Source organism: Halomonas sp. YLB-10, assembly GCF_003856855.1.
In the GTDB taxonomy this organism is placed as follows: Bacteria; Pseudomonadota; Gammaproteobacteria; order Pseudomonadales; family Halomonadaceae; genus Halomonas; species Halomonas litopenaei.
Map to the genome: position 1 here is coordinate 34,435 of NZ_RRCU01000005.1, position 12,671 is coordinate 47,105.

General features: G+C 63.2%; 12 protein-coding genes. 5 read left to right on the forward strand and 7 right to left on the reverse strand.

Annotated features, from left to right (window positions below):
* From EBB56_RS12215 to EBB56_RS12235, 5 genes are all read right to left on the reverse strand, one after another.
* Positions 1-762, reverse strand: coding sequence for an SDR family NAD(P)-dependent oxidoreductase (locus EBB56_RS12215; RefSeq protein ID WP_124804510.1), 762 nt, complete (start codon positions 760-762; stop codon positions 1-3).
* Position 763: 1 nt separating this feature from the next.
* Entirely contained in the window at positions 764-2,269 is a 1,506-nt protein-coding gene (locus EBB56_RS12220; RefSeq protein ID WP_108449461.1) for a tripartite tricarboxylate transporter permease, read from the reverse strand.
* A gap of 14 nt (positions 2,270-2,283) precedes the next feature.
* A complete protein-coding gene (locus EBB56_RS12225) occupies positions 2,284-2,745 on the reverse strand; it encodes a tripartite tricarboxylate transporter TctB family protein (RefSeq protein WP_108449460.1) in 462 nt (153 codons plus the stop codon).
* Between the two features lie 139 nt (positions 2,746-2,884).
* Positions 2,885-3,856, reverse strand: a complete 972-nt coding sequence (locus EBB56_RS12230; protein ID WP_124804511.1) for a tripartite tricarboxylate transporter substrate binding protein — start codon at positions 3,854-3,856, stop codon at positions 2,885-2,887.
* Between the two features lie 390 nt (positions 3,857-4,246).
* Positions 4,247-4,942, reverse strand: a complete 696-nt coding sequence (locus EBB56_RS12235; RefSeq protein ID WP_185696433.1) for a GntR family transcriptional regulator — start codon at positions 4,940-4,942, stop codon at positions 4,247-4,249.
* A gap of 301 nt (positions 4,943-5,243) precedes the next feature.
* Here EBB56_RS12235 and brnA point away from each other — a divergent pair, with 301 nt between their 5' ends.
* Positions 5,244-5,372 carry a type II toxin-antitoxin system BrnA family antitoxin gene (gene brnA / locus EBB56_RS22380; protein WP_409360210.1) on the forward strand — a complete coding sequence of 43 codons (129 nt, stop codon included), beginning with the start codon at positions 5,244-5,246 and terminating at the stop codon, positions 5,370-5,372.
* A gap of 26 nt (positions 5,373-5,398) precedes the next feature.
* On the opposite strand, the gene EBB56_RS12245 is transcribed toward brnA, so the two are convergent.
* Positions 5,399-6,013 carry a MarR family winged helix-turn-helix transcriptional regulator gene (locus EBB56_RS12245; RefSeq protein WP_260425353.1) on the reverse strand — a complete coding sequence of 205 codons (615 nt, stop codon included), beginning with the start codon at positions 6,011-6,013 and terminating at the stop codon, positions 5,399-5,401.
* Positions 6,014-6,097: 84 nt separating this feature from the next.
* Entirely contained in the window at positions 6,098-7,297 is a 1,200-nt protein-coding gene (locus EBB56_RS12250) for a diguanylate cyclase (protein WP_124804514.1), read from the reverse strand.
* A gap of 700 nt (positions 7,298-7,997) precedes the next feature.
* Here EBB56_RS12250 and hmgA point away from each other — a divergent pair.
* The 4 genes from hmgA to EBB56_RS12270 all read left to right on the forward strand — a co-directional run bounded on the left by hmgA (position 7,998) and on the right by EBB56_RS12270 (position 12,501).
* On the forward strand, positions 7,998-9,317 hold the full coding sequence (gene hmgA, locus EBB56_RS12255) for a homogentisate 1,2-dioxygenase (RefSeq protein ID WP_045993882.1): 1,320 nt from the start codon (positions 7,998-8,000) through the stop codon (positions 9,315-9,317).
* A 33-nt stretch (positions 9,318-9,350) separates the two neighbouring features.
* The gene (locus EBB56_RS12260) at positions 9,351-10,373 is read left to right on the forward strand and encodes a fumarylacetoacetate hydrolase family protein (protein WP_045993881.1); all 1,023 of its coding nucleotides are present in this window, start codon (positions 9,351-9,353) and stop codon (positions 10,371-10,373) included.
* A 110-nt stretch (positions 10,374-10,483) separates the two neighbouring features.
* On the forward strand, positions 10,484-11,119 hold the full coding sequence (maiA, locus tag EBB56_RS12265; protein ID WP_045993880.1) for a maleylacetoacetate isomerase: 636 nt from the start codon (positions 10,484-10,486) through the stop codon (positions 11,117-11,119).
* Positions 11,120-11,262: 143 nt separating this feature from the next.
* Complete coding sequence (locus EBB56_RS12270) at positions 11,263-12,501, forward strand: multidrug effflux MFS transporter (RefSeq protein ID WP_124804515.1); 1,239 nt, start codon at positions 11,263-11,265, stop codon at positions 12,499-12,501.
* Positions 12,502-12,671 lie beyond the last annotated feature (170 nt).

A 12,671-nucleotide genomic window follows, 5' to 3' on the forward strand; every position in this document is an offset into this window, starting at 1 on the left:
TTAACCGAGGTAGCTGCCGCCGTTGAGATGGAAGGTCTGGCCGGTGCTGTAGCGCCCCGCCGGCCCGACCAGATAACACACCAGCGCGGCCACCTCCTCGGGCTTGCCCAGTCGGCCAACCAGCGGCCCCTTGCCGCCACTCAACCTGGGCGGCGGCGAGCCTGCCGCCCGTTCGGTATCGATCTGCCCCGGTACGATGCAGTTGGCGGTGACGCCGCGCTGGCCGTATTCCACCGCCAGCGCCCGGGTCAGCCCCACCACACCCATCTTCGAGGCGATCACGTTGGCCCGTTCGGCGGCACCCAGATGAGCGCTGACGCCACCGAAGGTGACAATGGCGGCCTGGTCGGAGGCCAGCAGCAGCGGCAGGCAGGCCCTGGCGGCAAGAAAAGGCCCGTCAAGGTTGACCGCCATGACCTGACGCCAGTCATCGAAGGTCAGCTCGGCGAAGGGTTTATGGGGACGAATGGCGGCGCAGCACACCAGGCTATCGAGCCGGCCGAAGCGCTCAGCGACGCTTGCCACGGCGGCATCGACGGCTTCGGGGTCGGCAATATCGGCGGCCAAACCCAGTCCCTGACGTCCCATTGCCTCGATCTCGGCCAGGGTGTCATCCATCGCCTGGCCGTGATGACTGGCGATGATCGCCACATCGGCACCCTGCTCGGCGAGTCCCAGCGCCACCGCACGACCGATATTCCGGCTGCCGCCGGTAACCAGCGCTACACGTCCCGACAAGGGTTCTGTCTTGGGCCCGGTCATGTCATTCACCTCCCGGGGTCGTGCTCGGGCCACTGCGCACACGACGCACTGCACCGGACAATGGCTTGTAGAAGATGCTCAGTGCGGCCAGCACGAAGAACAGCAGGGCCACCGGACGCTCGAGGAAGCGGCTTGCGTCCTGATCGAAGATGATCAGCGACTGGGCCAGAGAGTTCTCCACCAGCGAGCCCAGCACCACACCCATGATGATCGGCGCCGCGCCGAAGCCGTAGCGCTTGAGCCAGAAGCCGATGAAGCCGGCAATCAGCATGATGGTGACGTCGACCAGGCTCTGGTTGACGCCGTAGGCGCCCACCACGCACAGCGCAAACACCGCCGGCCACAGGAAGGTGCGCGGGATCAGCGAAATGCGTGAGAACAGCTTGGCGCCAGCCAGCCCGAAGACCAGAAAGACCAGGTTGGCCACCAGCATGGCGGCAAAGATCGAGTACAGCAGGTGGGGCTGGTTCTCGAACAGATAGCTGCCCGGGCGAATGCCGTGAATCTGCAGGCCACCGAGAATCACCGCCGCCGTGGCTGAGCCAGGGATGCCAAGCGCCAGGGTAGGCACCATGGAGCCACCGGTGGCGGCGTTGTTGGCCGCCTCCGGGCCTGCGATGCCTTCGATCTCGCCGGTACCGAACTTGTCGCCGTTCTTCGACCAGCGGCGCGCCTCGTTGTAGCCGATCATGGCCGCCATGGTGCTGCCCTCCGCCGGCAGGATACCGATGAAGGTGCCGATACCGGACGAGCGCAGAATGGTCTTCCACACCCGCTTGAAGTCTTCCCGGGACGGCAGTTTGATGGCGGTGAGCGAGATGCGCTCCTTGGCCCGGTCGATGATGTCGGACTGGGACAACAGCTCCGACACCGCGAACAGGCCAATCAGGATAGGAATGAAGCTGATGCCTTCGTAGAGCTCCGGCACGCCGAAGGTAAAGCGCTCGACGCCGGTGGTCAGGTCTACCCCGACGGTGGCGATCAACAGCCCCAGAGCCCCGCCGATCAGGTTCTTGACCGGCGACTTGCCGCTGATCGAGGCCAGCATCGACAGACCGAAGATTGCCAGCGCGAAGTACTCAGGCGGGCCGAAGGAGTGGGCGATTCGGGCCAACGCCGGGGCCGCCAGCACCATCACGATCAAGGATATGATGCCGCCGATGACGCTGGATACCGCCGCCATGCCAAGTGCGCGACCGGCCTCGCCCCGCTGCGCCATGGGAAAACCGTCAAAGGCGGTGGCGGCGGCAGGCGGAGCGCCGGGGGCGTTGATCAGAATAGCGGTGATGGAACCACCGAAGGTACCGGCGCAGTAGAGCGCCGCCAGCATCGATATCGCCGGTACTGGCTCCAGATAGATGGTGAAGGGCAGCAGCAGGGCCACCGCCATCGATGAGCTCAATCCCGGCAGCGCTCCTACCAGCACACCGATGATGGTGCCAAGCAGGATGACACCGAGTGAGACCGGGTCGGTGAGGATGCCAAGCCCCGTTAGAATAGGATCCATGGTCGTCTCCTTGTTCAGGACAGCCAGGGGCTCAGCACGCCCTGGGGCAATCTGAGCTGCAAGGCGTGGGTAAATAGCAGGTAGATGCACGCCGGCACGCCGATGGCGTAGATCGCCACGGCCAACCGACGCCGCTCACCCCACAGCAACGGGATGGCCAGGCAGGTCAGCACGGTGGTCAGGGTCAGGCCGAGCACACCGAACAGGAATACCGATACCAGCAGCACCAGCGCAGTGGTCCACATGCGCCAAGAGATGACCGGCTTGGTTTCTTCCTCGTGGCCCCGCCCCTGAATGATCATCACCAACGCAAGCACGGCGATCACTCCCAGGATCAGCTGTGGCATGTCCGCCGCCTGCATGCCTTGGGCGAAGGACGGAGGTACGCTGTCGAAGTCGGTAGTGATCAGGTACAGCCCGCCGGCCAGTACCAGCAGGGCGCACCCGGGAAGCAGATCTCGCCAGTGACGAATCATGTGCGACTCCTTCTTGATGTTGATGCCCCGTGGGCCTGGACCGAAGCCGGGCCTGGGGAAACGACCCCATCGATGGCAGCCGAGACGCTCCCTGTCTCATGCCCTGTTTTCAGCCCTGCCCCGCGTCCAGCCTGACGATTCACTGGAGCAGCCCCAGGTCAGTCATGGTGACCTTGCCCGCTTCGTACATGCGGCGGATCTGCTGGTCCCAGGCCTCGCTACCGGCGACGCTGGCGCTATCCAGGCCAATGCCGTCGAGGTACTCCTGATAGCGCTCGCTCTGCATGCCATCGAGCATGGCCTGTTCCAGCGCGTCGACGCGCTCCTGGGGGGTGTCCTTGAGCACCACGTAGCCGCGAACGGTGGAGAAGGACACGTCCATGCCGTTTTCGGCCAGGGTCGGCACCTCCGGCAGGGCCCCCATGCGCTCGTCGGCCATCACCGCCAGAGGACGGAATTCTCCATCGGCAATCTGGTCCTGGGTTTCCGAGATATTGAGACCGGCGGCGTCGATATCACCGCGAGACAGGGCGGCGGCAAACTCCGCACCACTATCGAACGGTACGTAGGAAACCCTGATGTCGGCCTCGTTGGCGAAGCTCATGGCGGCGATATGGTCGACACCGCCAATCTGGGTTCCGCCCCACTTGATCGTGCCGGACCGCCCAGCCTCGATCAGGTCATCGATGGAGGCGAAATCGCTGTCACCGCGAACCATGATGATGATCGGATCGTCGGTCGCCCGAACTACGCCACGAATGTCATCGATACCGATCGGGGCATTGCCGCGCAGCATGGTGAACAGATGGGTCGGAGTGATGGCCATGAGGGTATAGCCGTCTGCTGGCTTGCCACTGACATAGCTCATCGCCACGGAGCCACCGCCGCCCTTCTTGTTCTGGACGAAGACATTGCTGTCGAGTTGCTCCTGGGTCGACAGGGCCACCATTCTGGCAGTGGTATCGGTGCCGCCGCCGGGCGAGGTGTGTACGGCAATCTCTATCGGATCGACAGGGAAGTCGTCCGCCGCCAAGGCGGAGGCGGAGAGCATGGTGAGGGGGCTCGTGGCGATGCCTACCGCCAGCATGCGGATCGTGAACCAATGGCGCATGGTGGTTCTCCTTTGGAGTCGTTGTTGAGAAGTCACTGCATGACCTGCTGCGTCTGGAGGTACATTGTAAACTGTTAACAGTTTACAGCCTGTAAACTAGCAGAGCGGATCACGTCCCATTAAGTAGACGTTGGTCTACTGCTTATGCGGATTGGAGGGTAAAGGAGCATCGACTCAGCGAGCCCCGCTGGTCGAAGCGATGCCACCTGCGCCTTTGACGCACGCATCACTCGGACCGAGGCGTGAAGCTAGATACCACGAAGCGCTGTCTGCGTGTCGTACTGGCAGATGGCGTTGGTCAGACGTTCCAATCGCGACGCCACTGACTCGCTGGCGATACGCCAATCAGAAGCAACAAGAACGAAAAGGGGCTGGTCGACGTCTCAGGCGTCAAGCCTGTCGATCGTCGTCCGGGGCCGCAGCGAGCGCCTGCTCCATCCGACGCCATCCGGCCATCACGTGATCACGCAGTGCCCTGGACGCCCCATCAGCGTCACGTGCCGAGATCGCCCTGACGATCGTCACGTGCTCGGCGTTCGAAGCCTTCAGGTTGCCGCGTTGCACCAATCCGCGACGACGGAACAGGTGCAGCTGCTTGATCGTGTCGTCATAGTAACGAGCCAGAGCACTATTGCCAGTGTGGGTCATCATGGCGTCGTGGAAACGCAAGTTGAGCTGGTAGTAGTCATCGAGATCCTCGCGCTTGGCGGCCTCGCCCATCCTGTCAACCAGAGCCTCCAGTTCTTCGATCACCTCCTGGGTGGCCCGCTCGACCAGTAGCTCCCCTACCAGAGCGGTCAAGGCACGCCGCACCTCGTACAGTTCGCGGGCTTCGTCCAGACTCATTTCGCGTACGTAGGCGCCGTGATTGGCGACATTGCGGATCAGACCAGCGTACTCGAGACTGCGGCACGCCTCGCGAATCGGTCCGCGACTGATATCAAACCTGGCGGCCAACGCACTCTCGTTGATACGGTCGCCGGCGGACAGCTCGCCAGAAATGATCAACTGCTCGATGGCATCGCGGGCAATGGACGTCAGCGTACTGGAGCGTCGCTGGCCAATCCGATCCTTGGTCGAGTCCATATCGGTCTCCGTGCACTCAGTATCGTCAACTGTTAACAGTATCATGTCATCTCACACCCGCAAGCTCTGGCAGCCCCTCCTTCGAGGGGTCCACTTCATGAGGTCAGGCGTGAGATCTCTCAGCATCGCCCTGACCGCCGAAAAGTACTTGAGAGCAGGCAGCATCGCCGCCAGCCAGTTGGCGGTGGCGACATATCGAGGCGCTGGACCCGGTACCGGTGCAAGAAGTCGATGGCTGGTGGGTGATCGGGTGATCGGGTGATCGCGAAGTGATGGGGCGAATCCACCTGTCGCAGTGGGAGTGCGCCCCAACCAGACACAAAGACGGGGCAACGTCGACTTTCCTGTGTGGATGATCGTGTCTCTCGACAAGGAAGCCAGCCGCCCGGGAGTGACTCGCCAATCGATCATCGAGGTGTGGCTGGCCTAGCGCCTGGAGCAGTGCGCGAACAGGCCCTAGCGATCCTGATCGAGCTCTGGAGAACCCGGCGTCTCCATGGGATCGCCGGAGCAATCCTGGGACCAGGGGCCACTGCCCTGCTCCAGCCGATCGAGCTGGCGCTCGAGCTTGCCCATCACGCTCATCAGGTCGCGATACTCGCCGACGGAGAGGGTCGCGACCACATCGGCCTCCCATTGCAAGGCATCGGGGATCAAGTCGGCCAGTAAGGCCTGCCCCGCCTCGGTCAGTCGCAAGTGCTGTACACGCTGGTCACTGGGCGAAGGCGTTCTTCGGATCAGACCGCGCTCCTCCAGGGCCTGTACGGCCCGAGAAATACGCACCTTATCCATGCGAGTAGCTTGGGCGATCTGCTTGGCCGATAGCTCATCCAGGTGCGACAACCACGCCAGCACTCGCCACTGGGCAATGGTCAACTGGTAACGTTCGGCGTACATCTGCGAAAGCGCCTGACTCAAACGGTCCGCCAGACTGTTCAGCCGGTACGGCAGGAACTGCAAAAGATCCAGATGCGGTAACCCGCTGCTGGTCGGTGTTTCTCGCTTACGCGAGCCCATGGCCTCGTCCCCGTGGTCAGCGTCCATCGCGACAGCGCCACGCCAGCGTGGCACGCCACCATCCGTCACTGACGATAACCGGGAACGCCAGAACCGGCAACGTAGCTCGCGACCTTACCATCAGCATCGCTTTTGCACTCACGCCTGGCTCTCGCGACAGGCTACTACCTGGTCTCTGCCGTCACGCTTGCCGACGTAAAGCGCCTTGTCGGCGCGATGAATCAGCACTTCCAGATTGTCCTCATCGGGCCGGGCTTCGACAATGCCGATGGTAACGGTGACCGCCGCCCCCCTCTCACCCCCCTCAAACGGTAGCGCCAGGTCGGCGACCGCTCGATGCAGACGTTGTGCGACCGGCAAAGCGTCACTCAAGGAGGTATCAGGCAATGCGACCACGAACTCTTCGCCGCCGAAACGCGCGATCAGATCATGGGAACGCAGTGACTCGGCACACACTCGGGCGATCTCCATCAGCACTCGGTCTCCATGACTGTGGCCCCAGGTGTCATTGATAGCCTTGAAGTGATCGACATCCAGCATAAACAGGCTGAAGGGCGCCTGTGCTTCCCGGGCAGACTTAAACATGCTCTGGGCCCGCTTCATGAAGTGCCGACGATTGGCGAGACCGGTCAAGGCATCGCGCTCGGCCAGCCGTCTCAACTGACCTTCAAGGGACTGACGATGCGCCATCTCACGAAGCAATTGTCGGTTTTGGTCGCGCTCTTCGCTCAATATCGCGAACTGCTTGCGCTGCAGGCGCTCTACCCGCAGCAAGGTGCAGAACCCGACCGCATTGGCCATGATCAACAACAGCGCCATGCGCAACACATCGACAGGCGAACTGTCGGCAAAGATGGCAGAGGCGCACAGAAAACCGATACCCAGATACAGGCTCGCCATCGCCACCACGGTGAGCAGGTTGGGAATCAGCAGATAAAAGGCCATGGTAGCAACGATGACAGCCATCATCTGCGTCGAAAGGGAGTCCGGACGTAGCGGAACAATCAGGATGATGCCCGTCGCCATAACCCACAACGGCAAAGCATGCAGCCAGAGGCGCTGCGAATAGCTTCCCCATCGACCAATCGCCCAAGCCAGAAAAAGACAGCTACCGACGACGACCACGCGCATGGCCAGCAACAGGTAGAGCTCGCGGCTCTGGCCGACATAAAAGTAATCGGAAATCGAGAACATGCCGAATATCAATGCGGCAAGCATCCAGGCCAGTCGTGACTCGCAGCGCACCCTCGGCTTGATCGCGCGGCGATACCAGGCTTCTCGCTCAGTTTCACGAAACTGTCCAGTTAACCAATGCACCAGATGGGGCATCTTTGCCATCGACACTTGCTGTTCTCCCTGTGCATAGGCTCGACGTCTGATGACCGATGCCCACTACCTTCGTCATGTCGAGATCGAAGGGACTTTTGTCCACTTCACGTTGACGGCGTCTTATTATTTTTTAAACAAACGCTTATATGACTTTAAGATAACTCAATAACACGATGATAACGTTACTTTTCGTGGCAGCACTGCCCAATTCTATGCTTTTCGCGGCAATGGCACAGCGTCTGTCATGCTCTCTCGAAGTCCACTTCACTTGCAGGGAAGTAGCCCCCATCTCGTATTGCGGCCTTCACACCCCGCTGGCTATCACGACGCCGATCCACACTTGCCCAAAGTGGGTGGGCGCAGTCTAGGCGACCTTTCCCCTGCGCTCATACTGTCGCCTGACGCCTTGGGGATAGTGTCTACACCGCACCCAACCGCCAAGTGAAGCTTCGCACCACGGTATTGCTATAGACGTATGTCTTATCCCATCAATCTCATGTTTTTAAAGGGTAAATCAGATACCGGTGGGGTTGGCACCGTCTCTCTAGCGATAAGGCCTGGAATATAGTTTCAAATGAAACTATATTCCAGGCATGCCATAGCGATGATGTGACCGCCTCGACCCGAGCTTTATCACAGGACTCAGTATGCAGTGGGGCGGCGAGCATCCCGACACGACACCTCATCATCCTGAGCGGAGGATTTCCCGATGTCCCGACGTCTCGACCAGACGCCGCTTGCGTATCAAAGCGGTTTTCGTAATCACTTCGCCAGCGAAGCGCTACCCGGCGCCCTGCCTCAGGGGCAGAACTCGCCCCAGCGCTGCGCCTACGGGCTCTACGCCGAGCAGCTCACCGGCTCGGCCTTCACCGCGCCGCGCAGCCATAACCTGAGAAGCTGGCTCTACCGCATCCGCCCCTCGGTGGCCCAGAGCGCCTACCGCCCGCTGGAGCACGGCGGTCTCGCCACCGCACCGCTGTCGCGTCCCGCCGCGGACCCCAACCAGATGCGCTGGGACCCTGCTCCCCTGCCCGAGGCGGCCACCGACTTCATCGATGGTCTTGCCACCATCGCGGTCAATGGCGACGCCGGCACCCAGGCCGGCTGCGGTGTCCATGTCTATGCCTGCAACCAGGACATGACCGAACGCTTCTTCTACAACGCCGACGGCGAACTGTTGATCGTGCCTCAGCTGGGCACCCTGCGCCTGGGCACAGAGTTCGGCGCGCTCGAGGTGGGCAACGGCGAGATCGCGGTGATCCCGCGCGGGGTCAAGTTCCAGGTCCGCATCAGTGAGGGCGACCAGGCCCGGGGCTATGTCTGCGAAAACTACGGCAGTCCCCTGGAGCTGCCGGGGCTCGGCCCCATCGGCGCCAACGGCCTGGCCAACCCGCGCGACTTCCAGTCGCCGGTAGCCGCCTACGAGGACCTCGAGGGCGACTTCGAACTGGTGGCCAAGTTCTCCGGGGCTCTGTGGGCGACCCGGCTGGACCACTCGCCGCTGGACGTGGTCGCCTGGCACGGCAACGTGGCGCCCTACAAGTACGACCTGGCCAACTTCAACACCATCAATACGGTCAGCTTCGACCATCCGGATCCTTCGATCTTCACCGTGCTGACGTCGGCGTCGGACACCGAGGGCATGGCCAACATCGACTTCGTGATCTTCCCGCCGCGCTGGATGGTGGCCGACAACACCTTCCGCCCGCCCTACTTCCATCGCAACCTGATGAGCGAATTCATGGGCCTGATCCACGGCGAGTACGACGCCAAGGCCGAAGGTTTCCTGCCTGGCGGCGCCAGCCTGCACAACTGCATGTCGCCCCACGGTCCCGACGCCGAGACCTTCGAGAAGGCCTCCGACGCCAGCCTCGAGCCTCAGTATCAAGGGGCGACCCTGGCCTTCATGTTCGAGAGCCGCTACGTCTTCCAGCCTACCGAAAAGGCGCTGGCCGCCGATTTCCGCCAGCGCGACTACGTGGATGTGTGGAAGGGACTCAAGTCCCACTTCGATCCGACGCGGCCCTGACCGACCTCTGCTTTGACCACAAGGAACCCTCTGATGAAACTGGCCACCCTCAAGAGCGGACGCGACGGCGAGCTGATCGTCGTCTCCCGCGACCTGACCCACGCCGTACGCGTGCCGCAGATTGCCACCACCCTGCAACAGCTCGTCGAAGACTGGGACGAGCTGGCCCCGCGCCTTGAAGATATCTACCAGCGCCTCAACGACGGCGCCGCCGAGGAGGCCTTCGAGCTCGATCTTCAAGCGCTGCACTCGCCGCTGCCGCGTACCTATCACTGGGCCGACGGCTCGGCCTATCTCAACCATGTGCAACTGGTGCGCCAGGCGCGCAACGCCGAGATGCCGGAGACCTTCTGGACCGACCCGCTGATGTACCAGGGCGGCGGCGACAGCTTCATCGGTCCCTACGACGATATCGAGGCGGTCAGCGAAGACCACGGCATCGACTTCGAGGGCGAGATCGCGGTGATCACCGACGACGTGCCGATGGCGGTGAGCCCCGAACAGGCAGCCGGCCACATCAAGCTGCTGATGCTGGTCAACGACGTCAGTCTGCGCGGCCTGATCCCCGGGGAGCTGGCCAAGGGCTTCGGCTTCTTCCAGGCCAAGCCGGCCTCGAGCTTCTCGCCGATCTGCGTCACCCCGGACGAACTGGGCGAGGCGTGGAAGGATGGCCGCGTGCACCTGCCGCTGACGGTCCATCTTAACGGCGACAAGTTCGGCGAGCCCGAGTCCGGCCCGGACATGATCTTCAACTTCCCGCAACTGGTGGCCCACGCCGCCCGCACCCGCTACTTGGGCGCCGGCGCGGTGGTCGGCTCCGGCACCGTGTCCAATCCGGATCCGAATGGCGGTCCCGGAAAGCCGGTGGCCGATGGCGGCGTCGGCTACAGCTGCCTGGCCGAGGTACGAATGGTCGAGAAGATCCTGCACGGCGACAGCAAGACGCCCTTCCTGCGCTTTGGTGACCGGGTGCGCATCGAGATGTTCGACAAGGCCGGCCAGAGCATCTTCGGCGCCATCGACCAGCGGGTGGTGAAGTACCAACCCAAGGACTGAGCCAGCCCCCTCAAGTCCTGGGGCTGACGTCCACCACCGTCGACACCTCGGCCCTCGACGCCCGCCGTCCCCGGCGGGCGTCCCGCCACCGCCAATTTCTGGAACCTGCCATGCAACTCTACGGTTACTTTCGCTCTTCGGCGGCCTATCGCGTGCGCATCGTCGCCAATCTAAAGGGCATCACCCTCGACCATCACCCGGTCAATCTGGTCAAGGGCGAGCAGCGTGATGCCGACAATCTGGCGCGCAATCCCCAGGGCCTGGTGCCGACCCTGGTCACCGACCAGGGACAGGCGCTGACCCAATCCCTGGCGCTGTGCGAATACCTCGACGAGCGCTACCCCGAACCGCCGCTGCTGCCCGGCTCCGCCGAGCATCGGGCGAAGATCCGGGCGCTGGCCCAGGCCGTCGCCTGCGAGATCCACCCGCTGAACAATCTGCGGGTGCTCAAGCACCTGACCGGCGAACTCGGACTATCGGATGACGCCAGGCTCGCCTGGTACCGCCACTGGGTAGCAACGGGGCTGACCGCCGTCGAGGCGATGCTTGAGCACACCATGGGCGACTTCTGCGTCGGCAATGAGCCGACCCTGGCCGACGTCTGCCTGATACCCCAGGTGTTCAACGCCGAGCGCTTCGAGTGCGACCTCGTGCCCTTTGCGCGAGTGCGCGCGGTATCGGAGCGAGCGCGAGCGCTGCCGGCCTTCGACAAGGCGGCACCGGGTGTTCAGCCAGACGCTGTCTGAGATCGGCTAGAATAAGCCGACTAAGGAAACACTGACGGAACGATGTCTGCCTCCAAGCAGCAGCATCGACACCGCGAAGGGAGCGCTTTTCGCGCTCCCTTCGCCTTCCCTGACCCAACTGTCACTGACACAAGGAGTTGCGCGTGCTGAACCCGACCTCCCGCGCCACCGTGGCCCTGCTGGCGGCGCTGACCGCCCTGGGCCCCCTGGCCACCGACATGTACCTGCCGGCCATGCCCGCCATGCGCGAGGCGCTGGGCACCGGAGCCGATCAGATCCAGCTGACCCTGTCGCTGTATCTGATCGGCTTCGCCATGGCGCAGCTGCTGTGCGGTCCGCTGTCCGATCGCTTCGGACGCAAGCCGGTGCTGGCACTCGGGATGGGGGTCTTTCTGCTGGCGAGCCTGGTCTGCGCCTTCGCGCCGAATATCGAGACGCTGCTGGTGGCGCGCTTCTTCCAGGCGCTGGGAGGCTCGGCGGGGCCGGTGCTGGGCCGCGCCGCGGTGCGCGACATCCACGGCCCCTTCGAGGCCAGCCGCATCCTCTCCTACATGGCCAGCGTCATGGCACTGGCCCCGGCGCTGGCCCCGGTGGTCGGTGCGGGGCTACTGGTGTGGTTCGGCTGGGACGCCATCTTCCTGCTGCTGGCGCTCTACGCCGCCGCCATGCTGGGGCTGATCGCGATGATGCCCGAGCCGCTGCCGCGGGACCGGCGCCAGTCGATCAAGCCCTCGGCGCTGGCCATCACCTTCCGCTCGCTGCTCGGCCAGCGCGACTTCGTCGGTTATACCCTGGCCAACGCCGCTGCCTTCTCCGGTCTGTTCGCCTTTCTGTCGGGTTCGTCGTTCGTGCTGATCGACTACATGGGGGTCAGCCCCGACGTCTACGGCTACCTGTTCGCCGCCATCGTGCTCGGTTTCTTCATCGGCTCGCTGACCAGCGCCAAGCTCAGCCGTCGCCGCAGCCGCCACCAGCTGCTGGTCGCCGCCAGCCTGATCGCCGCCCTCGGCGGCTCTGCCATGGCACTGCTCGCGCTGGCCGGCGTGCATACCCCCTGGGCGGTCATCGGCCCCCACATGGCCTACATGATCGGCTTCGGCATCATCATGCCGCAGACCATGGGCGGCGCCCTGGCACCCAACCCCCACTGCGCCGGCTCAGCCTCGGCGCTGTTCGGCTTTATCCAGATGAGCATCGCCGCCGGTGTCGGCGCCCTGGTCGGACAGTTCCACGACGGCACCTCCCACAGCATGGCCATCGCCATCGGCCTGTCCGGCGTGCTGGCGCTGATCTGCTACCACTTTATCGTCACCGACAAGGGCGACCTGGAAGCGCTGGCAGCATCGGCCGAGGACTCGAGTCAGGGCAGGACCTCGGCCTGACATCGAAAAAACCGTGGTAAATAAAAGGGCTGTCAGGCGGACGTGCCAGACCGATACCGTCAAGACCACGCGAAGGAGCCTCCAGCAGGCCTCGCCAAGACTCGCTATAGTCGATCCATCCAGCTGCAATGTGCAGCGTCGTTACCTGGATCCATTTCGTCCCTGACAGG